Raw genomic sequence first — 23437 nt, 5'->3', positions numbered from 1 at the left:
CACCCGACAGTCAACGAGGAGGCAACCCAATGGCAATCCTGATTCGCGGCGGCACCGTGGTCGATGCGGACCGCTCCTATCGCGCGGACGTGCTCTGCGCAGCCCCGGAGGACGGCGGCACGATCCTGCAGATCGCCGAGCAGATCGACGCGCCGGCCGGCGCAACCGTCGTCGATGCGCACGACCAGTACGTGATGCCGGGCGGCATCGATCCGCATACGCACATGGAACTGCCGTTCATGGGCACGACCGCGAGCGACGATTTCTACTCGGGGACGGCCGCCGGGCTCGCGGGCGGCACGACGAGCATCATCGACTTCGTGATCCCGAGCCCGAAGCAGCCGCTGATGGACGCGTTCCACGCATGGCGCGGCTGGGCCGAGAAGGCGGCGGCCGACTACGGCTTCCACGTGGCCGTGACGTGGTGGGACGACAGCGTGCACCGCGACATGGGCACGCTCGTGCGCGAGCATGGCGTGTCGAGCTTCAAGCACTTCATGGCGTACAAGAACGCGATCATGGCCGACGACGAGGTGCTCGTGAACAGCTTCTCGCGTTCGCTCGAGCTCGGCGCGCTGCCGACCGTGCACGCGGAAAACGGCGAGCTCGTGTTCCAGCTGCAGAAGGCGCTGCTCGCGCGCGGGATGACGGGGCCGGAGGCACATCCACTGTCGCGGCCGCCGGAGGTCGAGGGCGAGGCGGCGAACCGCGCGATCCGCATCGCGCAGGTGCTCGGCGTGCCCGTGTATATCGTGCATGTCTCCGCGAAGGATGCGGTCGATGCGATCGCGCGTGCGCGCAGCGAAGGGCTGCGCGTGTTCGGCGAAGTGCTGCCGGGCCATCTGGTGATCGACGAGGCCGTCTATCGCGATCCGGACTGGACGCGCGCGGCCGCGCACGTGATGAGCCCGCCGTTCCGCTCGGCCGAGCATCGCGAGGCGCTGTGGCGGGGGCTGCAGGCGGGGCAATTGCATACGACGGCGACCGACCACTGCGTGTTCTGCGCATCGCAGAAGGCGATGGGGCGCGACGATTTCACAAAGATCCCGAACGGCTGCGGCGGGGTCGAGGATCGCATGTCGGTGCTGTGGCATCACGGCGTGAATCACGGCCGCATCACGCCGAACGAGTTCGTGCGGATCACGTCGACGAACGCCGCGCAGATCTTCAACCTGTATCCGCGCAAGGGCGCCGTGCAGGTGGGCGCCGATGCCGACCTCGTCGTGTGGGATCCGGCCGCGACGAAGACGATCTCGGTGAAGACCCATCACCAGCAGGTCGACTTCAACGTGTTCGAGGGCATGACGGTGCGGGGCGTCGCGACCCACACGCTGACGCGCGGCGCGCTCGCGTGGGCCGACGGCGATTTGCGCGCCGTGCGCGGCGCGGGCCGCTATCTGAAGCGCCCGCCCGCGGCCAGTTACTACGAGGCCGCGCGGATCGCGAACCGGCTGCGCGAACCGCATCCGGTCGAGCGCGCCGGCTGAACGGCGCATCTCGCGCGGGGCGTGTCGGTGCGAACGTCACGCCCTGCATTTGAATTTGAACCTGCTTTTCCATTCGGGCCGGCACCGCTCCGGCCCGAACCTGCTTCCTCTCCGCATCCCGTCAATTCTCTCAATATCTGGGACGAATCGAGCGTGATCTCGTCTTGCCGGTCTCCCGGTACATAGAAGAACTGAGCAAGTCGACACAACACGCGACGCCGCGCAAACGCGGCCATTTTGTTTGCGTTGTCGGCATGCATGCCGGCGAGTAATATCCACCGACGGCGTTGCGCAGGCGTGCCGGGCCGGGCCGCCCGCCGAACAGTCCAACAACATCGAGAGCAAGGAGTACGAGGTGGATATTCTGCGCAGTCTCCTGGGTATGCTGTTCCTGCTGCTGGTCGCCTATCTGCTGTCGAACAACCGGCGCGCGGTGAGCGGCCGGACCATGATCGCCGCGCTGTGCACCCAGCTTGCGATCGGCGCGCTGGTGCTGTTCGTGCCGTCGGGGCGCGCGGTGCTGGCGGCGGCCGCAAGCGGCGTCAATCGCGTGCTCGACATGGGCAATCACGGCATCGCGTTCGTGTTCGGCGGGCTGGTCGACAGCCGGATGTTCCAGCTGTTCGGCGACGGCGGGTTTGTCTTCGGCCTGCGCGTGCTGCCGATGATCATCTTCGTGACCGCGCTGATCGCGGTGTTGTACTACATCGGCGTAATGAAGTGGATCGTTGCGATTCTTGGTGCGGCGCTGTCGAAATTGCTCGGCGTGAGCCGCATCGAGGCGTGCTCGGCGGTGGCGACGATCTTTCTCGGGCAAAGCGAGATGCCCGCGCTCGTGAAGCCGTTCGTGCGGAACATGACGAGTGCCGAGATCTTCACGGTGATGGCAAGCGGCATGGCGTCGGTCGCAGGTTCGGTGCTGGTCGGCTACGCCGGCCTCGGCGTGAGGATGGAATACCTGCTCGCCGCGTCGTTCATGGCGGTACCCGGCGGGCTGCTGTTCGGCAAGCTGCTGTATCCGACGGTCGAGCCGAGCCGCGTCGTGGTCGACGGGCTCGACTTCGACGACAAGCGGGCCGCCAACGTGATCGAGGCGGCGGCGTCCGGTGCGTCGGTCGGGCTGCGGATCGCGATCAACGTCGGCGCGATGCTGATCGCGTTCGTGGGGCTCATCGCGCTGATGAACCTCATCGTCGGCGGCGTGGCCGCGTTCGCGGGCTTTCCGCAGATCACGCTGGTCGGTATCATCGGCCACCTGTTCGCGCCGCTCGCGTGGATCATCGGCGTGCCGTGGCACGACGCGACGCTGGCCGGCAACTTCATCGGCGAGAAACTGATCTTCAACGAGTTCGTCGCGTATGGCGACCTGTCGCCGTACCTGAAGGGCGGCGCGCACGTCGCGGCGGCCGGCCTGCAGGTGCTCGACCCGAAGACGCTCGCGATCGTGTCGTTCGCGCTGTGCGGCTTCGCGAATTTCTCGTCGATCGCGATTCTCGCGGGCGGCTTCAGCGCGGTCGCGCCCGAGCGCCGCTCGGAAGTCGCGCGGCACGGCCTGCGCGCGCTGACGGCCGCGACGCTGTCGAACCTGATGAGCGCCGCGATCGCCGGCCTGTTCTTCTCGCTGCATTGAACCGCGCAGCAGACTCCGACCGACCGAGGAGAGGCAACGATGTTTTTACCGCAGGAATTCATTCGCCGGAAGCGCGACGGGCAGCCGCTCGATCGTGACGGGATTGCCGCGTTCGTCCGCGGCGTGACCGACGGCAGCGTGACCGAGGGCCAGGTGGCCGCGTTTGCGATGGCCGTGTTCTTCAACGACCTGAGCACCGACGAGCGCGTCGCGCTGACGCTCGCGCAGCGCGACTCGGGCGACGTGCTCGACTGGCGCGCGCTTGATCTCGACGGGCCGGTGATCGACAAGCATTCGACCGGCGGCGTCGGCGATGTCGTGTCGCTGATGCTCGGGCCGATGGTGGCCGCGTGCGGCGGCTACGTGCCGATGATCTCGGGGCGGGGGCTCGGCCATACCGGCGGCACGCTCGACAAGCTGAGCGCGATACCCGGCTACGACGTGACGCCCGATACGGACGCGTTTCGCCGCACGGTGCGCGACGTCGGCGTCGCGATCATCGGGCAGACCGCGCGGCTGGCGCCGGCCGACATGCGCATCTACGCGATTCGCGACGTGACGGCGACCGTCGAGTCGGTCGCGATGATCACCGCGTCGATCTTGTCGAAGAAACTCGCGGCCGGACTCGACGGGCTCGTGATGGACGTCAAGGTCGGCTCCGGCGCATTCATGCCGACTGCAGAGCAGTCGGCGGAACTGGCCCGCAGCATCGTCGACGTCGGCAACGGCGCCGGCATGAAGACGACCGCGATCCTCACCGACATGAACCAGTCGCTCGCACCGTGCGCCGGCAACGCGCTCGAAGTGGCGTGCGCGATCGACTACCTGACGGGCAAGTCGCGACCGGCGCGCCTGCATGATGTCACGATGGCGCTTTCCGCAGAGTTGCTCGTCACCGGCGGGCTGGCACGCGATGTCGCGGAAGCGCGCGCGAAGTTGCAGCACGTGCTCGATTCGGGCGCGGCGGCGGAACGCTTCGCGCGCATGGTCGCGGCGCTCGGCGGCCCCGCGGACCTGCTCGATGCGCCCGCGCGTCATCTTGCGCGGGCGGACGTGATCGTACCGGTTCCGTCGTGCGCGAGCGGCGTGGTGCAGCGGGTCGATTGCCGCGCGCTCGGGCTGGCGGTCGTCGCGCTCGGCGGTGGCCGCACGCGCGCGGCGGATGCGATCGACTACCGCGTCGGCCTGACGGCGCTCGCGGAGATCGGGCAACGTGTCGAAGCCGGCCAGCCGCTCGGTTACGTGCATGCCCGCGATGCCGCTGCCGCGGCACACGCGGTGGACGCTATCCAGCGCAGCTACGTGCTGGGCGAGACGGGTGACGCGCCGCCAACCCTCTATCAGCGGATCGGCTGACCGAGCGCCGGGGCAGACACAGGGATCGCTTCGCGTCACGGGCGTATCGTGACGGCCGGGATGCGGCTGCGCCGAACCATCCCGGCACACAATCGGAGACATGACGAGATGGAACGACACGAACTGATCGAAGCGGCGAAGGCGGCGCGCGAACGCGCGTATGCGCCGTATTCGCGCTTCAAGGTCGGCGCGGCGCTGCAGGCGCGCGACGGGACGATTTTTCATGGCTGCAATGTCGAGAACGCGTCCTACGGGCTCTGCAACTGCGCGGAGCGCACGGCGATGTTTTCGGCCATCGCCGCCGGTTATCGTCCGGGGGATTTCACGCGGCTCGCGGTCGTCGGCGACACGGATGGCCCGATCGCGCCGTGTGGCGCGTGCCGTCAGGTGATGATCGAGATCGGCACGCCCGACATCGAAGTGATCCTGGCCAACCTGAAAGGGGCCGTCGAGGTCACGACGGCCCACGCATTGCTGCCGGGCGCGTTCCGGTTGTAACGGCGCGCGTGCCTCACGTCACGCGCCGCACGCATCACGCGCCGTCGCGCGCGTCGCGGATCGGGATTACCGTGCGTGCGCCGCACTGGCGCAGCAGGTCGCGCAACTCGTTGATGACCGGAAACACCTCGTGGTTCCAGTCGGCACCCTGGCGATCGTGCGCTTCCTGCTCGCGCTCGACGATCCAGCGATCCTCGCGGAAGATGCGCTCGGTGAACCAGACGAGCAGCGGCCACGCGAGATCGAGTGCGAACGGGATGCCGGGCTTGTGGATCGACAGCACGCCGAACGTGCGGTTGGTGCGCTGTTCGGCGTCGAGCGGCACGTAGACGATCCACAGGTCCATGACGAGCGTGCCTTCGGTCGAGCGGATCTGCAGCGTCTGGTACGGATAGCCGGTGCGCACCGTCATCACGCTCTTGTCGGACTGCTCGGCCGTCTTCTTGCTGGCGCCGAACACGAGCGCCTCGCCGACCGGCTGCTTGCCTTCCAGCCGTGCGAATGTGTAGTCGACCTCGACCCAGTCGTCGCCGCGCCGGCGGCCGAGCGCGCGCGCGCGCATCTGCCCCATCTGCTTGCGGTGCAGGAACTGATGGTTCATGTCCATCAGGTTCTCGTGCATGAACGAGTAGTGGCACTTGACCTCGCGGCCGAAGCGGCGCGTCTTGTATGCGGGGTTGTCCGCCGAATCGAGCGCGGGGAACGGCTGCGAGTCGGCGAGCGTCGCGTCGCCCGGGAACACGAAGATCAGCCCGTGCGCTTCGCGGCACGGATAGGCGCGCACGCCGTTGGGCAGGCGCTCGCGGCCGAGGTACGGCACGTCGACGCAGCGGCCGCTGTCGCACGCGTAGGTCCAGCCGTGATAGCAGCAGCGCAGCGTCTCGCCGCTCACGACGCCCGCGTGCAGTGGCACCTGGCGGTGCGCGCAACGATCCTCGAGCGCGTACACGGCGCCGGATTCGGTGCGCACGAGCACGATCGGATCGCCGGCGAAGCGCACGCCGAGCGTCTTGCCGCGTTTCAGCTCGCGCGACCACGCGAGCGGGTACCAGTGATCGGGATGAATCGGCACGCGGCGCAGGTCGCGCACGGCCGCGCCGGAAGAGGGTTCTCCAAGGGTGCCGCTGTCGGGGAAGGGCACTGCACGCATGCGTGACGTCTCCAGGCTGGACTGGGATTCCGGGCGCCGCATGACGCGGCGGGGATCTGGAGAAGTCTACGCGAAGTTGCCTGTCGCGGCGGACGCGATGCGGGTTTGCCCCGGCACGGCAGCCGCGGGTTCGTTGATGCAGCGCAACCCGGGCCGAAGGCGGCGCTGGGTGGCCGTGCGTGGCCGTACGGGCCTCGGCCGCGCGGCGGGCGTCACCCCGTCACGCGGCCGCGTGACGGTCACGAGCGCGCATCGCGCCACAGTACCGCGTCGGTGCGGTACAGCGCCGGGAAGTATTGCTTCAGCCCGGCGATCTTCGGCATGTCGTTGTACGCGATGTACGGCGCGTCGGGATGCAGTTCGAGGTAGTTCTGGTGATAGGCCTCGGCCGGGTAGAACCCTTTGTAGTCCTCGACGCGCGTGACGACGGGCGCCGGAAACACGTGCGCGGTGCCGAGCTGCGCGATGTAGGCGGTCGCGACCGCGCGCTGCTGCGCGGTGGTCGGGAAGATCGCCGACCGGTATTGCGACCCTTCGTCGGGGCCCTGCCGGTTGAGCTCGGTCGGATCGTGCGCGACCGAGAAGAACACCTGCAGCAGCCGGCCGTACGTGATCCGGGTCGGGTCGTAGACGATGCGAACCGATTCCGCGTGCCCGGTCAGCCCCGAGCCGACGAGCGCGTAGTGCGCGGTTTCGGACGCGCCGCCCGCATAGCCGGCCGTGACCTGCTTCACACCCTTCACGTGCTCGAACACGCCTTGCACGCCCCAGAAGCAGCCGCCGGCGAGCACGGCCGTCTCGTCGTGCGATGCGCCGGGCGTTTCGTCGAGCGTCGGCGCGGGCACGGTGCGCATCGGCTCGGCGGAATGGACGATGCGCTGGTAGCCGAACACGGCAGCGGCCGCGACGGCGATGGCGCCGATGCGGCGCAGCATCGCCGTGCGCCGTTGCGGCGCGGAACCGCGTGGGGAGATCGGGATCATCTTTTGCTCCTGTTGAATGGGGCGGGGAACACGGCGGCCGGGTGGCGGCGCACGCGATCAACCGAAAGTGAATGCATACGCATCGACACCGGGATCGAGAAACTCGATCGCGAACGTGCGGTCGGCGATCGCGCCGGGTTGCCGGACCAACTGGTACAGGCGCTGCCCGGTGACGGTGCCGTAGCCCTGCGCGTCGACGTCGGCGCCGTGCGCGGCACCGGGCGCCGCGCCGTCGAGCGTCACGCGAAAGCGCACGGGCTGGCCGTTTGCGCCCGGGCCGAGCACGAGGTGCAGGTCGCGGGCGTGGAAGCGGTAGACGATCCGGCCGTCGGGGGCGGTGAGCGACGCACGCTCGGCGCCGACATTCCAGGTGCCCGCGAGGCCCCAGTCGTTGAGGTCCGGCCGGGCCGGCGCGTCGTAGCGGTGTGCCGCATCGCGCACGGCGCCGCCCGGCGACGTGAAGCTCTCGGCCCGCGCGTAGCCGACATAGGTTTCGGGCGAGCGCACGTCCGCGCTGTCGGCTGCCGCGAGCGCGCCCTTCGCGGGCGCCCCGGCCAGCCCGATCGGCACGTTCAGCGCTTCCGGATGACCGGCTTCCGCGAGCAGCGACTGGATCGCGCGTTCCGACTGTGCGTATTCGCCTTCGCCGAAGTGGTGATGGCGGATGCGCCCTTGCGCGTCGATGAAGTAGTGCGCGGGCCAGTATTCGTTGCCGAACGCGCGCCAGATCGAGTAACCGTTGTCGATCGCGACCGGGTAGTCGATGCCGAGGTCGTGCACGGCCTTCTTCACGTTGCCGATGTCGCGCTCGAACGCGAACTCCGGAGCGTGCACGCCGATTACGACGAGCCCGTAAGGCGCGTACTTGCGCGCCCATGCGGTCGTGTACGGCAGCGTGCGCAGGCAGTTGATGCACGAGTAGGTCCAGAAATCGACCAGCACGACCTTGCCACGCAGGCCGGCCGCCGTCAGCGGCGGCGAGTTCAGCCACTGCACCGCACCGTCGAGCGACGGCAGCTTGCCTTCGACGGGCAGCGCGGCCGGCGCATGCGTCGCGTCCACCGCGCGCATCATCGCGCCGCCGGCCTGCGCGGCATCGGCTGTCGCGGCCATCATCGCGCCACCTGAACCGTTCGCGGCGCCATTCGCCGAGTTGTTCGCCGGGTTGCCCGTCGCGGCCATCGCCGCCGGTGCGCCGTTCGACCGCCCGCCGAGCCGGTCGACGAGTTTCGTCTCGAGCCCGCCCGTCGTGACGGTGGACAGTTGGGCGAGCGCGCCCGTATCGAGGCCGAGCGCGATCGCGCCGACGCCGGCCAGCAGCGCTACGCCGATCCCGCGCTTGATCCATTCGCCGGCGCCGAGCGAGCGCTTCATCGCGGCGAACACCTTGCCGCCGATCACGAGCGCGACGCCGAGCGACGTCGCCGCGCCGGCCGCATACGCGACCAGCAGCAGCGTCGTGCCGACGCTGGCACCGCGCAATGCGGCGCCGGTCAGCACGAGCCCGAGAATCGGGCCCGCGCACGGTGCCCACAGCAGGCCGGTCGCCACGCCGAGCAGCAGCGACGACGCGGGGCCGGCGGGGCGGCCGTCGCGTTGCGCGAAGCCGGTGAGCCGGTTGCCGGCGGCGACGAGCGGGCGCGTCAGGTGTTCGGCGAGGCGCGGCATCAGCAGGGTCAGGCCGAATACCGCGAGCAGCACGATGGCGACCCAGCGGCCGGCCTGATTGGCCTGCGCGACCCAACCGCCGCCGACGGCGGCGAGCGTCGCGACGACGGCGAACGTGAGCGCCATGCCGGCGAGCAGCGGCAGGCCGGTGCGTACGAATGGCTGGTCGGCGCGCGCGAACACGAACGGCAGCACGGGCAGGATGCACGGGCTCAGGATCGTGAGCACGCCGCCGAGGTAGGCAAGGACGATGAGCAGCATGGTGCGGTCTCCAGTCGGTCGGGAGTGGGGGCCGGATCAGGCGGCCGCCGGGTGGAAGGCGAGTGCGAGGCCGTTCATGCAGTAGCGCAGGCCGGTCGGCTGCGGGCCGTCGTCGAACACGTGGCCGAGATGGCCGCCGCAGCGGCGGCAGTGCACTTCGGTGCGGATCATCCCGAACGACGCATCGGTGGTGGTGGCGACCGCGTGGTCGAGCGGCTTCCAGAAGCTCGGCCAGCCCGTATGGCTGTCGAACTTGGTGGCCGACGAGAACAGCGCGAGGTTGCAGCCGGCGCACGCGAACGTGCCTTGCCGGTGCTCGTCGTTCAGCGGGCTGGTGTAGGGCCGCTCGGTGCCGGCTTCGCGCAGGATCGTGTACTGGGCGGGCGTGAGCCGACGATGCCATTCGGCGTCGCTGAGGGTGACCTCAAACGGGGCGGCCGTCTGCGGGGTGGCCGGCGGCGCGGCGAACGCGCGGCCGACCAGCGCGCGGCGGCCGACGGACGACAGGGTCGCGAGCACGGCGAGGCCGGTGGCGCCGGCGAACAGCAGATGTCTGCGGGTGGGCATGATGGGCTCCTGGCGGCAGGTACCGAAAACATGCGCCCATCGTAGTCAGCGGCGGGTGTCGAAGTCCTCACGGAAAGTTAAATGATTTGTGATGTCTGCGGTGTTCCGTCGAGGTGCGCTGGAATCCGTCGAAGCTTCGGCTGGCAAGGGTCTTCGAGCGGGTGAGCCGCCGATGTTTACCGAGCACCTGTTCGCGCCGCGATTTTTAGTGTCTTTTTAGTGTTCGTCGAGAGGCGCGGCGAATCCGGACTTTGGCTTGCCGGTCGAATCGGACAGGGACACGAGCGTTGTTTGACTGCGGTCGCGCATCACGCCGAGCGTGTGATGCGCGTTGATTGACGGATGAGTTTGCAAGCTAGCGCGACCGACGTGTGGTGCGCGTGTGGACGCGGAAGTTTGACAGTTTTTTTCGTAGAAACTTCAGGGGGCGAGTTAGGACGTGCGCGGTTGGGTAGTGAAAGAGGGGCGCGATGCGCTCCGCCGAAGTGGTCCATTTCGAGGCAGGATCCGGCGGAATGAAGGGGAACATAGTAAGGGCTATGTTGCCCTTCATTTCGGGGCATAGGCGAAGACTCCGGGAGCGCGGCACTCACCCCAGGGAATTGCGCGCTCCCACCGTGGCGGGCGAAAAGCGGTGCCATCACCGTTTCGGCGCCCCTGTATTTCTGGCGCGGGCGACGACGTGCCGGTGGGCGGGTTCATTTGCCATTGCGTCACACGCGGGCCTGGAGGTTCTTCGATCCGGGCGGGGCTGTTGGCGAGGCGACTTCGTCTCAGGCGGTGCTGAAGCTCAATTGCGAGCGCCCATATTTTGCTTGGTGGCAGGGCAGGGCCTCGGCGGGCCGGGGGGCTGAATTCTCTCCGCGGTGCGGAGAGAATTGGGGAGCGCCCAGCAGGGTTCCGCCGTGGCTGAGATTCCGGTAACGTGGCCCCTATTGGCGCGCGCCGGCCCGCCGAGTCCTCCATTCAAGACCAGATGACCGAACTCGTCCCCGCATCCCTATTGACCGACATCCGCCGCATGATTGATTCGGCGCGCGCCCGAGCGGCGGCGGCCGTCAATGCTGAACTGACCCTACTTTATTGGCAGGTTGGTTGTCGCATTCGAGATGATGTGCTGGGCGGTGAGCGCGCGGGCTATGGACAACAGATCCTCCCTGCGCTCGCCCGGCAACTGAGAGCCGAATACGGCCGGGGATGGAGCGAGCAGCAATTGCGCCACTGCATCCGCGCGGCGGAGGTGTTTTCGGACGAGTCAATTCTCTCCGCACTGCGGAGAGAATTGAGCTGGACCCATCTGAAGATGTTGATGTACGTCGAAGACCCGCTCAAGCGCGACTTCTACATTGAACTCTGTCGCCTGGAGCGCTGGTCGTCGCGGCAGTTGCAGGAGCGGATGCAGTCGATGTTGTTCGAGCGCAGCGCGCTATCGCGCCAGCCCGACGAAGTGATCCGGCGCGAAGTGGCGCACCTGCGTGACGCGCAGCAGATGACGCCCGATCTCGTGCTGAAAGATCCGTACATCCTCGACTTTCTCGGCCTCAACGATCACTACCTCGAGCGCGATCTCGAAGATGCGATTCTGCGCGAGATGGAACAGTTTCTCTTGGAGCTCGGCGCCGGCTTTACATTCGTCGCGCGCCAGAAGCGGCTGCCGATCGACGACGACGACTTCTATCTTGATCTGCTGTTCTACAACCGCAAGCTCAAACGCCTTGTCGCGATCGAACTGAAGCTCGGTTCCTTCAAGGCTGAGTACAAGAGTCAGATGGAGTTGTACTTGCGCTGGCTCGCGAAGCACGAGCAGGAACCGGATGAAGCGCCGCCGATCGGCATCATCTTGTGTGCGGGAAAAAAGCAAGAGCAGATCGAATTGCTTGAACTTGGCAAAAGCGGGATCCACGTCGCAGAGTACCTCACGGTGCTCCCGCCACGCGAGACCCTGCAGGCGAAGCTGCACCAATCAATCGCGGCGGCACGGGCACGGCTCGACGAAAAGCAGGAGTCGTGATGACAGGCCGACATCATCAGAACGAATGTCTGGGCTCGTGAGATTGCACTATCGAGCGACTTTCCTGGGGATACCGTTTCGCCCAGTCCATGAAATTTTCCGGATCGCCTTCGATGGAAAAGAACGCCAAGCCGCGGAGTTCCGCGCTCTTCAGCGTGACATCGACTAAACCTGCCGCTGTCCTGACGACGGAGTGCGGCATAACCCAGACTACGGTCCATTCGTCGGGATGCAGCATGAGGAACCCGCGTACGACCTGACCTCCGTGCTGGATAACGTAGGCATCCGCGTTCGCGTGGCATTGGGCAGACTCCGCCTGCGTAAAGGCTTTTGCCGCGAGAGGTTCGCCTTTGCGATCGAGCAGCCAGCGGGCAACTGCGCCATCCACCGCAGTGAGGTATTCGGATTCTGTCATGTCAGTGCTTGCTGCAAATATGCGGCAGAGTGTGTGCGCATGGTCAGCGGCCGGCCCGGACATACCGCACTCCATGATAGGTAGCCAGGTAACGATCCTCCGGAAACACGACGAGATTTTTGCCACCTGCTTTGACGGCACTGGGGTAGATCAAGCCAGCCAACCTGGTGTCTTTGCCAGCGTCAAACACTTGGGCGAGGTACTCGCAGACCACCTGCGAGGGAACATAGTCGATGTGCTCGCGCCCGTCCTTGGTGACGGGGACACTGATGGTCTCGACAAATTCGTGTATGAACAAGGCCTTCTCGCGCGCATCCTTCCGTTCTAGGTCGAACACCGACGGCATAGAGGGTAACGCAGTCAGATCGATGACTGTGAGGTTTCTTGTCAAGGTAAATGCGGCCGTAAAGACGGTCCGGCTCGATCGCTCCGGGACACCGATCTCACGCCGGGCGGTGGCCTTGTCAAACGATATATAGAGATAGGGGATGCCGGCAGGATTCATGCGTCCTGCGGTCGTAAATGCCTTCGGTGGTGGGCCCATCTGTTCGGCGGTTGGCTCCCACGTCTGGCCACGATGACGTATGCGGGCGCGGTACGCTTCCGTCCCTGCCGTGAGCGTGCGAATGGCTGGGCGCAGATGCTCAGCAATCGCCGGGAGCACATCGGCGATGTCAATGTCATAAGGCGATTCCGCTTCAGGTGGGGTATTGGAAAAATGAAAGCGCGTCTCGTGCTTGACCGTGTAACAGAACAATTTCCAGGCACTGGAAAGCATTTCGTGCAGGTGACTGCCGGCCCAGTGACCGTCAGCAGCGGGGACAAAATAGTCACCGTTTGCCTCAGCCTCGATTACAGCATCCTCGAAATCAGGATGACCGCTGAAATCAAGCTGATCCAATACGTCATCGACACTGATCGATGGAATGATGAAACCGCCGTCGTACGGTACTCCTCCCGAGGCGGGTTCGCAGTAGTAAGTGTGTATCGTGTCGAATATCGCCTTCATCACCACCTCAGCCTCGGCAGCAATGTACTCAGTGCCGTGACGCTCGCAGTAATCGCAGGTTTTAGAACTGACGTTGTCTTGAATCAGCGCTTTGAGATAGGCGTCGTCCACGCAGTCAGCACACACGTAGGTATCGGGTGCCGACCAGCCGCGCTCCTGTGCCTCCATCCATGCAGTCTTGGCCAAACCCATATCGCCTCCTTTCATGATTATCGTCCGGTGGACGTGCCGCCGGGCGTCGCCAGCGTTGACTACCTGGGTTGCGTCGTCATAGTAGAACGCGGATGGTGAGATCTTCCATCATGCCGACATGCGTCAGCGGACGATTGCAAAAACGAAGACTTTATCGCGTTCCACTTTTATATTTTTCGATCAAGCCGAGCTGACCCTGACCTGAGCAGGTGCACGCAACATCACGTAGGATGACCGGTAGTGTCCCCGCGATGACGGGTCAGATGAACCGGGAGAGGGCGGTCTCCTTCTCGCTCTGGTACGGATGCGGTGCGGTCTTTTAAGAGACGGTGGAGAACGTGATGAGGGACTAGACCTGTACCTGCGCATCTGAGCAGCAATCAATGACAGTCCAACCTCGCCCCATGAGCATGTCGAGTTCCCCACGCCCAAACGCATCCTTCCGCATCGCCAAGCACAGCAGATGGGTCGGGCGAGTCATGGCGACGTAATGGAGCCTGAGCCGCCCGAGCATTCGCGTGCCTTCAGGGACCTGCCGGCCCCTGGCGTTTGTCGAAAAGCCGCCCGACTTCGTGCCCAGCAACCATGGCTTGAGTTCGCTTAGATGGTGCGCGTGGTAGAAACTGTCGAGGACGAGCGTCGCCGTGTGCGTTTCGCCCTTCACCGCATGGATCGAGCTCAGCCGAATGTGTACCTGTGGTGCGTCGGGCGGATAAGCAAACAAATTATCGGTGCGCGCGGCGATTGCGGCTTCGGCCTCAGCTACGGCCTGAGCCTGCGGCGGTGCTAAGAAGGTGGCAACATCCTCGCCAAGCACCTCTGCGCCGCTCAGTTGCCGGAGCACCGCCTCGATATGGGCTTGTGCTGCCGCTGCACAGAGCGCCGGGGTGATATCGCCTTGGTGCGTCAGGATGATCTCTTGCAATGCGAGATATTCGCCTCTTGCATCGCTGTCGCCAAGCATCTCGACCACCCGGCGATGAGGCGATTTCCGTGCGCTCGCCCCATATGGGGCGCCGGCAAGCTCGCTTGCAGCGAGGAGCGCCGCCGCCACGGCGTTGATAAGCCTGTCCGTGTTTCCGCTGCCAGCCATCTCAAAACGAGCCCGCGCAAGGTATTGTGCGAAGCTGTTCGGCGTGGACTCCTTCCGAACGCATGCCGGGTCGTAACTGGGCACATAGTGTCCCATCGCTCGCGGGATGCGATCGTCGTCCCCGGGCTCGTGAACCCCGGCCACTGCAGTGAACACTCCGCTTTTCAGCACGGTTGCGTCGAAGCTATCCAGCAGATGCTGGCCGTAGCGCTCCAGCACTTTCTGGACCGACCCGTCATCGAAAAGGAAGATTACCGACGCCTTAGGATCGGCGCTGAGGTGATCCGGTGGACCGGCGCCGATTAGCGCATGCGGCGTGACCCCCAGTCCCTTTACTTGATCTGCAAGATTCTGACCAAAACGATAGCTGCGTGGCATCGGATGTACAACGGCGCCTGGAAACTGGTCCGTCGTGGCGCCGCTCTGGCCGGCGCTTCCGTAGATGGCCTGGTTGGAGTCGCCGAAACGTTGACGGCGCGACGGCGCGTCGCCGCTGCAAAAGATGCGGTGCAGCAGCGCCGATTGTGCCTCACTGTTGTCCTGCGCCTCGTCGATGAATACCAGCGGAAAGCGCCGACGTAGCATTGGAATCGTCTCAGGATGCCGGTCAAGCAATTCGCAGGCCCATACGAACATTTCGTCGAAACAGAAATATCCCAGTTCGCTCGACCGGCGACGCGCATCGATGATCGCTTGATATGTAGGCGTCTGCGGTCCGAAACGGCCTGTCATTCCCCCGCCAAAATCAGTCTGGTCGTAAATCAGGCAGGTCTCGCTCAGATTTGCCTGCTGCAAAGCCCAACGCCGATTCGCGGGTAACAGGCTCCACCGCTTCGCGACCGCAATCCTCGTATCGATGCAGCGCACTTCGATTCCTTTCGACCGGAGCCAAGGCAGCGCAAGATACTCGTTCACAAACGCGTGGATCGTGCCGACGAAGTGCGGATAGCGTGTCAAAGAGACGCCCGCCGCGGAACTGCTGAGCTTCGCGCTGATCTCGTTGCGCGCCGCGTTAGTATGCGACAGCACGCAGATGCCCTGCTGTCGGCTTGGCCAGCGCATCGCCAGCACTGCGAGTTTTGCGACCAGCAAAGTCGTCTTGCCACTTCCCGGGCATGCCTCGAAGTCGATTGTGTCGAGTCGCAGCATTGCTCGGAGTCGGCTGTCATCACCCTCGACAGCCGCAAATCCCGCCGGGCCAAGCCCCATCAATACTGCTGCCCAGGTAACGTCTTCCTCGCGGATTAAATCGTCGTACATCACTCAGGCCCCCGGTGCCGGCGCCATTACCGGCGCGCCCGGCTCTCCGGCCGCGCCGCCTGCGAGCGGCGCTGCGAACGACCCGGTGACATGCTCGATAGCCGCAACGATGTAGGGCGGCAGCAATGCGCGCAAGCTATTGGCATTGAGGTTATTGTCCGCGACCTCCTTTTCCAACAGTTCGGCAAGATATTGCGCGCCGATCGCCTTTGATGCTCCATCAGCCTCAAACAGCGCATAGACGTGTGAAGCGAGCGTCGATGGATCATGGCCCGCGTCGATCAGCGCTTGATAGGCTCCATCAGCGGCGGCGAGGATGACGGCTTGCTCGGCAGTGCCGGCAGTGAGGCGGTCATTGGCTAGCGACAGCGTCCCTGCGCGGTAGACGTGCTTGCTGAGACCACGGAATGCGAGATCAAATTCAAGCGTCCATTCGTCAGCGACGAACGTCTCCACCTTTTGGCCTGAGGCCTTCTCCCGGCGTTCGGCTCGCCGCTGTTCGAGCTGTTCGCCCGGAAAATCGTCCCTAATCCGCCATTGCCGCTTTGAGGGAGGTCTTAGAGGGATCGGTTGTCCGATCTCCAGCTTGCCGACAATCCAAGGTGCATTGTTGGGCATCACGTCCATGTCGGTGATGCAGGCGACGGGAATGTTAACGACCCCATCCTTCTCGACGTCTTCGCGCATGAATACGCGTGCATATCGGCCGAGCCCAACACCGCCGACATTAACCACGGAGACACCGTGATGGTGGAAATCGCGGTCAAGTAACCTCGCTATGACGGGTAGGAGGATGTTTTCTGCATCCCCCTCGACGATCATCACTGCGCGCGCGAAGAACAAGTTTGCCTTGGTCACGTCGAGGAAGCGCTCGAGAAATCGATAGTCTGATGCGCTGAGCTTGGTTTTTCCCTCACACAGAGGGAAAGCCCGTCCGCCTTCAATCAATACGAGCCTGTCGAGTTGTAGGTCCGAAGCGAGATTGGCACTGTGCGTTGTAACGATGATTTGGATGCGCTGTCCGTCGGCACGCGTCTTCTTTGCCTGTGTCTGCAGGAACGACATAAGTTGCAACTGCCGCTGCGGATGGAGATGTGCCTCGGGCTCCTCGATCAGCAGCAACGGGAATCCGTCGCTTTCAGTAGCGAGAAGCAGAAGCTCGCATGCCATGAACAGCAGGTTGTTTGAGCCGAGTCCGCGACTGTGCCCGCTTTCGGCGTCAGGCGACGCGGTCAGTACGAGCTCAAGCTTCTCAAGTAACTGCCGCAATCTGAGGCTGTCCTCCTGCGCGCCTGCTACGCCGATCCGTGCATTCAGCATATCGTTGGCGAACGAGAGGGGCTTCAGGTACTCATCATTGAGCCGCTTTCGAGCCTGCCTAATGCCTTCGCTCTCTCCAAGCAGATGAGTCGCATAGTCACCGAGGCCCAAAACACTCAACGTCGTCGGGTCGGGTAGCGGATCGGCAAGCTTGTCGAAAGGGTTTCCTGTATCGCGGATTTCAGTGGTGTGCTGGAGGATCTGGGATAGTCGCGATCCTCGCCCAGAGCTCATTGCCCGCTCGGCGTCGCGCAACGGCCGCAGATACGTCGCCGTCAGCAGCGATCGTGCCCCCAGATCGAGCAATGGGCCGTCTCCCTTGGCACCTGTGCGCCACTCAGGCGGAAGCACCCGGCGGGAGCTGCCTTCCTTGGTGTTGCGTTTCGCAACCCAGGTCACGATCAGCGCGGTATTGGTTACCTCGGCTACCGTCTCATACGTGAGGAACTCGGCAAACGCGCCTCGATCAGCGGTGGTGAGGCCTCTGAAAGTCAGACGGATGATAATTTCGTCGGCACTTGGACCATCGGGGGTGGGCCGATGAAAATCAAGTGGATCCACTCGCAGCACGTCCTGGTCACGCGTGCCGACCACCAAACGTAGCGCGTCGATGACCGCTGTCTTGCCAGCATCGTTCTCGCCGACCAGTGCGGTAAGTCCCGGGGACAGTGGTAGCACGAGCGCGTTGTTATTGGCACCAAACAGCCGGAAGTTCTCGATTCGAATTTCTGCGATATACACAGTGGCGTCCCTGCCGCGTAGAGTCCTACCGATAGGCTAATCCAATGACACATCCGAGAGACTGAAAATTACCCGGAAATTCTAACCGATCATTGGGGCTGCAATAGGCCGAAATAGAATTTCAGGTGTGTCTAGCAAACGGGAATCCTTCGCTTTTGACGCGAGTCGAAAGTCGCGTTTCTGTTGCGGCCATGAGCCCCTGTTTCGGCGCCGTGGCGGCCAGACCCATGTTAGAGCGCTCGTGATTGTATTGCCACGTCCATTCGGTTGCGACGTGTTCAACATGCACGGTCGTCCGATTCGTATTGCGACACATATCCAACATGCTTGGAGAGTAGAGGGCGGGACGACGTTTTCGTCACACATGCTGATTTCATCGACTCAGATGACCAGAGAAATCATGCGACTGAAGAGATCAGCGCGCTGCTGGTCGTGTCTGGTCCCGTAACCGTGGACGATGTGCAGGCGAATGCGTCTGGCAATGCGTTGCTTACTTTTTCCAAGCGCTTGCGCATCGTCGTCAAGCCGGATGGCATTGCCCGCGAGGCGGTCACCAAACCCGCGTCCGAATGGCTGCTTTGTATGGGTGCCGACCGGTTGAATCCGCCGTCGTTCACTGTCGATCGCATCGCTGCGGAACCGCCATTCACTGTTGCGTGCAGCTTCTGGCATCGGTATCGACGCGCCAGCGAGATAGGGAGCCTTATCACTACGCTCCGATTGCTCGCTAAAACTCAGGTTTCGCAAAAATTTGCATTTATCTTTCTAAATTGATCTTGACGCCGTCGGGGTCTGTGCATCGAGTATGGTGGGGGTGAGCCATATCGACAGCTTGATCGATCCACCCTGTCAGGGTAAGACGGCTCGATCGATCGGTCAGTCAGTATGTTGAACGTCGTCATATTGCGCCGGCTGTAAGGTGCTAATGAAGCCGCCTCGTATTGGTGATCGCATATAGCGCGAACCACGACGCTACAGTCGAGACCGAAGCACCTGCCATTGCGAAATCCTTGCGACTCCTTGTTTCTAGCCACCGAGACCGTCTCGCATGAAAATGGAAATTTCGTAATCGCAAGCCGGGACCGCGACGACATCTGACATGATTAACCCGTTAAACTACCGTTACTTAGGGACAGTTGAGAGGCGGAAAAATTCGCCACTTTACAAGTCTCCATTTGGGGCACTGGACACGTACGTCGAAGATCATTCGAGGTAGCGGCACTCCGGCATGGAGCAATATATAAACGATACGTGGGTTGGATCGGGGTATGAAGTGACCGCGTTCAAGAGTGAGGAAGACCATGGTTGGTATCGAGAAGAACGATGAAAGGCTCGTGCAAGATCGCGCCGAGGCAGGCGACGCACAAGCGCAGTACGCGGTCGGCTGCGCGCTCCTCGATCGACCGGAGTCCGATGAGAGCAGAAGAGATGCGTATCAATGGTTCCAGCGGGCGGCCAGTCATGGCCATGCCGCGGCACTTGGGCAGCTCGCGCGTTGTTGCATGAATGGCTGGGGCGGGCCGGTGAATGAAATTGAGGGCGTGCGATTGGGGCACCTTGCAGCGGAAGCCGGAGATGCGCTCGGTGAGCGCGTCTTGGGGAATGCTTGCGAATACGGCAGAGGAGGAATCCCCCAATCCTTATACGACGCAGTTAACTGGTATACAAAAGCCGCCGATAGAGGAGATCCTGCCGCGCAGACCAAAATTGGTGAGCTTTATGCGGACGGAAAAGGGGTTCCTCAGTCAGACGACGAATCTGTGCGTTGGTATCGGAAAGCCGCCGACCAAGGATTCGCGCGCGCTGCGATGCTGTTGGGCGCGCGATATGAAAACGGGCGAGGCGTCGAGCAATCGTGGCCGGAAGCCGCAGCGTGGTACCACAAAGCAGCTGAGAAAGGTAACGTCGAGGCTCAGGAAAAGCTGGGATGGTGCTATGCGAGCGGCAAGGGTGTTTCGCCGTCGTGGGTTGAGGCTGCTGTTTGGTGGCGCAAAGCCGCAGAACGAGGGGCCGAGGTGTCCCAGTACAATCTGGGACTGATTTCGGAGCGAGGTGACGGTGTTCCTCAATCTTGGGATGACGCGATTCACTGGTATCGCTTGTCGGCCGAACAGGGGTATGCATCAGCTCAAGCGAGTCTCGGGCGATGCTATCAGTCGGGTGCCGGTGTCGCACCATCCTACGCGAATGCAATCCGATGGTTGACGATGGCAGCGGAACAGGGAAACGAGAATGCACAACACTACCTTCGGCTTGGTTTCGGAATCAAGGCGCAATTTGGGGATACCTTAGTAGATCTTATCGTTACGCCTATCAAATTTGAGGGAGCGCGCATGTCGGTCAGCGCTTCCACTGATACGAGGCAGGAAACCACGACCGAATTCAAGTCGGTCGGCGGAGGAGTCGCGACAACATCCGGTCAGTTCGTAGCGACGGGTTCGGGTGGGGCGGTGTATGTTCCAGGTCAGACCATTTTGCTTCCGACCGAAACGATTGCTATTCCTACGACACAGACACGTACGACAACGACGACGAGTTGCACGCTGGAATTCACCGCTGTTATTGGTAACGTGCGAACGCACTACGGATGGCGAGTTAACGCGCACGAGAGGGAGGAACTCGAGGGTCACCTTTCGGCGCTCGATGCGCTCGGCAGCAGTGCGACGTACCTTGTTGCGCTGGGTGGATCCGGATTCGCGGCAAGCGCGATCCTTGGCGTCGCAAAGAAAACCGAGGGCGGCCGTGTCGAACTTCTGGACGTCAGTGCCTGGTCGGGGGCAGCGTCACTTCTTTCGTTGTCGGCTGAGGACGCGTCGTTGCTCGAAGAAGCACGCGCTCGCGAGAAGACGATCAAGGTCCGTCTCGGGAAGGCCGTTGACGAAATGCATGCGCATGATCTCAGCTATGGGCGAAACAAGCGTGTCCTCGTTACTGAAGGTGTGCGAGGAGTGGGTATTTCTGTGCCTCCTCGTGACAAAACCGAACCCACCGAAACGAATCCTGAGAAGCGTGCTCTCGTCACGACTTTATGGATCTTGATTATGCTATCGATGTCCTTTTGGTTCCTGGGTAGGGGCGCAGTTTCCATCATTGGTTTCTTTGGGGTGGTTGCTTTTGCGGTCCTGACTATGTACTTGGGGCGGAAATTCAGACCAAGGAAGGAGTACTTCGAGGTACTGCCTCGTATTGGGCCAGTAGTTTCGGAATTTGTCGAAAGGGTGCGTCGAATTGTAGATGAGGATTTTGCCGGTTCGTCTACTTACTGGGTAGGTGTTCGCGGTGAAGCCGAGCAGGCGATCTTGAAAATGGAGAGACATTGCAACGAGATTGTCGGTTTGATTGGAAAGAGCGACAGAACAGATGCGAGGGTTAGTGAGATCAGAGCTCAACTACAGGGCATATCTTGGACGATGCTTCATTTCCCGCCTCGGGATTACGAAATTTCACGAATGATTCATCGAATCGAACGAGAGGGGTTCATGGACCGAATCAAGCAGGCTTTGTCCAAGCAACCCTTGTGAACTGAGATTGAGATATTGCGGTTCCTCGGATCGGAATTCAAGCTCGTTGCATACGGTGAAGCCTTCTTTTCATGACAGTGCGATTGCCCGCTCAAACTCGGGTGTCGCGCAACGCGTGACAAGGAGCTGCCGATGCTGCAGGGGAGTTGACAATGGTCTTCGCAAGGCCGCGGCCGGTGACAACTTTAATTCGCAATGCGCAACCTCAAGAATTGAGGCTAGCCCAATGGATCGCTGAGCAAGAAACGTTCAAGATCGCCAACAGTCCTCCGCGTACGGCAAATCTGACGTTCTCTGGGGCAGACCTGAATTACCTGGCCCGGGTGTTGTATGCGGAGTCGAGCGGAGCAGGGATACTGCCCGATGAAAGCGATCGCCGGATCGAGAAAGAGGCTCTGCTGAACGTTTTCTATTTCAGGTTGAATCGCAAGGGCTATCCAAGAAACGATTACATTGCCAAGACGTTTTCCATGGTTTGCAATGCTGCTGGTCAATTTGACTCGTTGCAGCCGAAGCCGAGGCCGAAATTCATTAATTCTGGAAATCCGAAGTACAAGGCGTTGGGAAAGAGCGAATGTTCTGATTTGCAGGAATCAATCGATGCAGTGAAGGCTTTCATTGCGGGTGGACCGAACTCGAAATATATATACGATAACTTCAGATCCCGCTCGGCGCGTCATAGTGGCACGATTGTCGGAAACTCAAAGTTTTGGCTTTCGGCATTTGGCAAGGAAGAATCCGATGCAGTGCGCTAAATGGATCAAGACTACGCTTGCTGCAGCCTTGATTGCATTCGGGGGCGCGGCAAGCGTCGCTGATGCGGCGAACTCAGGCGCAGACAATCCGGTACACAAGCTGGAGATCGGTCGGCTGACGATTTTCCAGAAGTACTCGGAGTACCTGCGGTTCGTCTTGGCTGATGAGCGGCAAATCGCCGTGACCGATACGGCGGGTTTCTATTGGCCATTGGTGAGCGCCGACACGCAGGGGCGCTTCTACATCGGCAACAGGACCATCGATAGCGCCAACGGTCGTGTGGTAAAAACCGACGCAGATCGACGAGCCATCGTCCTCGGCGCTCATTACACAGTGTCTGCTGACGATGTTCGCCATTCGGTGAAGGTCCGGCGTGGTGGGCACGTGTGCGAAGTCAATGTCAGGAAACTGGGCCTTGATCCGGCAGACGGAAGTGCCAGCGAGTTCCTGCGCGGTGTCATCCGCTTCGTCGATGCGGACGGGCCGCTGGTCGGCCTGGTGACGTTGGGCGGCAATCAGGCCAGCGATACCCGTTATCTTGCCGTTAGTATTTCGCCCGAGACATGCACCGTAAAGTCGACCGATCTCGGCAACCCGGATTATCTGTTTGAACTGGGTTGGACACCGAACGGACATTGGTGGATAACGGGCACGACCGAGGGAACGCTGATCCGCTCCGACGATGGCATGACGTGGGTCACGACCCAATTGCCCGATACGATTTCCCAGGCTGTCAGTGCGTACGTTGCCGATCCGAACCATATCTGGCTCGCAGCCAATTATGCGCATATGGCAGACAAGGACAATCCCGAGATCGTGTATTCGGAGGATGGTGGCAAGACATGGACGCCGCTCACGTGGCAGAGCAGCTTGATGTCCCGTATCCCGCCATACTGGCTGGAAGGGCAAATGCGTTCTAGAAGCAAGCCTGTCATGAACGAGTCCAAGACTCGCTGACACAAGTCATCGAGCGACGATGCGGGCGGACGGTCGACGTGCTCGCCGCGGTCTGCGAGTGCCCGCACCGCTCCGGCGCCTGAGCCCCCGAGCCGGCGGCGGGCAGCGGGCGTTCAGAACGCGAGCTGAATCGCGAGGTCGATCGCGAGCAGCGCGATCGAACAGCCGATGCCGAGGACCACGTTCGGTAGCCGGTGCTCGAAATCGCGGTCCTTGCGCATCGCCGCGCCGAGCAGGTACATCGCTTCGATGACGATCTGCAGGCCGACGAACAGCAGCATCAGCAGGTATTCGTAGCCCATCCTCTTGAAGCCGGCGAAGTCCATCCCGTGATCGCGGGCCTGTCGGACAAAAGCTGGCTCTCCGCCCGCTCGACTCAGTTTCCTGCCATTGGGAGCCTAAACCCACGAACGTCCGGATTGGTCGTTCAGAGTCGTTCGCGTCGACCCAGAACCGCCATTCGCTGTCGTGTGCCGATCCCATCGTCGGGATGAACGCGCCAGCAAGATATGGAACGTTTCGTTTGAGGGGCCGCAGCGGAAAGCTTTACGGGCATTGGCTG

The 23437-nt window shown here is 62.7% G+C and carries 17 protein-coding genes and 1 pseudogene; 8 read left to right on the top strand and 10 right to left on the bottom strand.

What is annotated here, in order from left to right; all coding sequences use genetic code 11:
• Positions 1-29: 29 nt before the first annotated feature.
• The 4 genes from hydA (at position 30) to QZM67_RS13265 (ending at position 4971) form a co-directional block, all read left to right on the top strand.
• A complete protein-coding gene (gene hydA / locus QZM67_RS13280) occupies positions 30-1487 on the top strand; it encodes a dihydropyrimidinase (protein ID WP_175025404.1) in 1458 nt (485 codons plus the stop codon).
• Between the two features lie 355 nt (positions 1488-1842).
• Positions 1843-3117, top strand: coding sequence for a NupC/NupG family nucleoside CNT transporter (locus QZM67_RS13275; RefSeq protein ID WP_175025405.1), 1275 nt, complete (start codon positions 1843-1845; stop codon positions 3115-3117).
• A 39-nt stretch (positions 3118-3156) separates the two neighbouring features.
• A complete protein-coding gene (gene deoA / locus QZM67_RS13270; protein WP_301803708.1) occupies positions 3157-4473 on the top strand; it encodes a thymidine phosphorylase in 1317 nt (438 codons plus the stop codon).
• A 108-nt stretch (positions 4474-4581) separates the two neighbouring features.
• Complete coding sequence (locus tag QZM67_RS13265) at positions 4582-4971, top strand: cytidine deaminase (protein ID WP_235996241.1); 390 nt, start codon at positions 4582-4584, stop codon at positions 4969-4971.
• 34 nt (positions 4972-5005) lie between these two features.
• Here QZM67_RS13265 and QZM67_RS13260 read toward each other — a convergent pair whose 3' ends face one another.
• From QZM67_RS13260 to msrB, 4 genes are all read right to left on the bottom strand, one after another.
• The gene (locus QZM67_RS13260; protein WP_301803705.1) at positions 5006-6121 is read right to left on the bottom strand and encodes an aromatic ring-hydroxylating dioxygenase subunit alpha; all 1116 of its coding nucleotides are present in this window, start codon (positions 6119-6121) and stop codon (positions 5006-5008) included.
• A gap of 239 nt (positions 6122-6360) precedes the next feature.
• Complete coding sequence (gene msrA / locus QZM67_RS13255; protein ID WP_301803704.1) at positions 6361-7104, bottom strand: peptide-methionine (S)-S-oxide reductase MsrA; 744 nt, start codon at positions 7102-7104, stop codon at positions 6361-6363.
• 57 nt (positions 7105-7161) lie between these two features.
• Positions 7162-9033, bottom strand: a complete 1872-nt coding sequence (locus QZM67_RS13250) for a cytochrome c biogenesis protein DipZ (RefSeq protein WP_301803702.1) — start codon at positions 9031-9033, stop codon at positions 7162-7164.
• Positions 9034-9069: 36 nt separating this feature from the next.
• Positions 9070-9600: a peptide-methionine (R)-S-oxide reductase MsrB gene (gene msrB / locus QZM67_RS13245; RefSeq protein WP_122950303.1), complete on the bottom strand. Its 531-nt coding sequence runs from the start codon at positions 9598-9600 to the stop codon at positions 9070-9072.
• 976 nt (positions 9601-10576) lie between these two features.
• Here msrB and QZM67_RS13240 point away from each other — a divergent pair.
• Positions 10577-11611 carry a YhcG family protein gene (locus tag QZM67_RS13240; RefSeq protein ID WP_301803700.1) on the top strand — a complete coding sequence of 345 codons (1035 nt, stop codon included), beginning with the start codon at positions 10577-10579 and terminating at the stop codon, positions 11609-11611.
• 16 nt (positions 11612-11627) lie between these two features.
• On the opposite strand, the gene QZM67_RS13235 is transcribed toward QZM67_RS13240, so the two are convergent.
• The 5 genes from QZM67_RS13235 to QZM67_RS13215 form a co-directional block, all read right to left on the bottom strand.
• Positions 11628-12026, bottom strand: coding sequence for a hypothetical protein (locus tag QZM67_RS13235; RefSeq protein ID WP_301803697.1), 399 nt, complete (start codon positions 12024-12026; stop codon positions 11628-11630).
• A gap of 43 nt (positions 12027-12069) precedes the next feature.
• Complete coding sequence (locus tag QZM67_RS13230) at positions 12070-13242, bottom strand: HEPN-associated N-terminal domain-containing protein (RefSeq protein ID WP_301803694.1); 1173 nt, start codon at positions 13240-13242, stop codon at positions 12070-12072.
• 334 nt (positions 13243-13576) lie between these two features.
• Complete coding sequence (locus QZM67_RS13225; RefSeq protein ID WP_301803692.1) at positions 13577-15580, bottom strand: UvrD-helicase domain-containing protein; 2004 nt, start codon at positions 15578-15580, stop codon at positions 13577-13579.
• 3 nt (positions 15581-15583) lie between these two features.
• A complete protein-coding gene (locus tag QZM67_RS13220; RefSeq protein ID WP_301803689.1) occupies positions 15584-17641 on the bottom strand; it encodes an ATP-dependent endonuclease in 2058 nt (685 codons plus the stop codon).
• Between the two features lie 381 nt (positions 17642-18022).
• Positions 18023-18313 (bottom strand): hypothetical protein, encoded by a 291-nt coding sequence (locus tag QZM67_RS13215; protein ID WP_301803686.1) that lies wholly within the window; start codon positions 18311-18313, stop codon positions 18023-18025.
• A 629-nt stretch (positions 18314-18942) separates the two neighbouring features.
• Between QZM67_RS13215 and QZM67_RS13210 the strand changes: the two genes are divergently transcribed.
• From QZM67_RS13210 to QZM67_RS13200, 3 genes are all read left to right on the top strand, one after another.
• Entirely contained in the window at positions 18943-21162 is a 2220-nt protein-coding gene (locus tag QZM67_RS13210; RefSeq protein ID WP_301803682.1) for a tetratricopeptide repeat protein, read from the top strand.
• A 152-nt stretch (positions 21163-21314) separates the two neighbouring features.
• Positions 21315-21917 (top strand): hypothetical protein, encoded by a 603-nt coding sequence (locus QZM67_RS13205; protein WP_301803679.1) that lies wholly within the window; start codon positions 21315-21317, stop codon positions 21915-21917.
• Positions 21904-22875 (top strand): sialidase family protein, encoded by a 972-nt coding sequence (locus QZM67_RS13200; RefSeq protein WP_301803675.1) that lies wholly within the window; start codon positions 21904-21906, stop codon positions 22873-22875. The genes QZM67_RS13205 and QZM67_RS13200 overlap by 14 nt, the downstream gene beginning before the upstream one ends.
• A gap of 113 nt (positions 22876-22988) precedes the next feature.
• Here the strand turns inward: QZM67_RS13200 and QZM67_RS13195 are convergent.
• Positions 22989-23213 (bottom strand): annotated as a pseudogene (locus tag QZM67_RS13195) (hypothetical protein); the annotation flags it as partial.
• Positions 23214-23437 lie beyond the last annotated feature (224 nt).

It is taken from the genome of Burkholderia sp. AU45251, from assembly GCF_030482905.1.
GTDB classification, from domain to species: domain Bacteria; phylum Pseudomonadota; class Gammaproteobacteria; order Burkholderiales; family Burkholderiaceae; genus Burkholderia; species Burkholderia aenigmatica.
The sequence above is the reverse complement of the archived record's forward strand: the minus strand, read 5'-3'. Positions and strand labels throughout refer to the sequence as shown.

Coding starts and splice junctions, on each gene's coding strand:
- hydA (WP_175025404.1), top strand. CDS start 30: ATGGCAATCCTGATTCGCGGCGGCACCGTGGTCGATGCGGACCGCTCC.
- deoA (WP_301803708.1), top strand. CDS start 3,157: ATGTTTTTACCGCAGGAATTCATTCGCCGGAAGCGCGACGGGCAGCCG.
- QZM67_RS13265 (WP_235996241.1), top strand. CDS start 4,582: ATGGAACGACACGAACTGATCGAAGCGGCGAAGGCGGCGCGCGAACGC.
- QZM67_RS13260 (WP_301803705.1), bottom strand. CDS start 6,121: ATGCGTGCAGTGCCCTTCCCCGACAGCGGCACCCTTGGAGAACCCTCT.
- msrA (WP_301803704.1), bottom strand. CDS start 7,104: ATGATCCCGATCTCCCCACGCGGTTCCGCGCCGCAACGGCGCACGGCG.
- QZM67_RS13250 (WP_301803702.1), bottom strand. CDS start 9,033: ATGCTGCTCATCGTCCTTGCCTACCTCGGCGGCGTGCTCACGATCCTG.
- msrB (WP_122950303.1), bottom strand. CDS start 9,600: ATGCCCACCCGCAGACATCTGCTGTTCGCCGGCGCCACCGGCCTCGCC.
- QZM67_RS13240 (WP_301803700.1), top strand. CDS start 10,577: ATGACCGAACTCGTCCCCGCATCCCTATTGACCGACATCCGCCGCATG.
- QZM67_RS13235 (WP_301803697.1), bottom strand. CDS start 12,026: ATGACAGAATCCGAATACCTCACTGCGGTGGATGGCGCAGTTGCCCGC.
- QZM67_RS13230 (WP_301803694.1), bottom strand. CDS start 13,242: ATGAAAGGAGGCGATATGGGTTTGGCCAAGACTGCATGGATGGAGGCA.
- QZM67_RS13225 (WP_301803692.1), bottom strand. CDS start 15,580: ATGTACGACGATTTAATCCGCGAGGAAGACGTTACCTGGGCAGCAGTA.
- QZM67_RS13215 (WP_301803686.1), bottom strand. CDS start 18,313: ATGCCAGAAGCTGCACGCAACAGTGAATGGCGGTTCCGCAGCGATGCG.
- QZM67_RS13210 (WP_301803682.1), top strand. CDS start 18,943: ATGGTTGGTATCGAGAAGAACGATGAAAGGCTCGTGCAAGATCGCGCC.
- QZM67_RS13205 (WP_301803679.1), top strand. CDS start 21,315: ATGGTCTTCGCAAGGCCGCGGCCGGTGACAACTTTAATTCGCAATGCG.
- QZM67_RS13200 (WP_301803675.1), top strand. CDS start 21,904: ATGCAGTGCGCTAAATGGATCAAGACTACGCTTGCTGCAGCCTTGATT.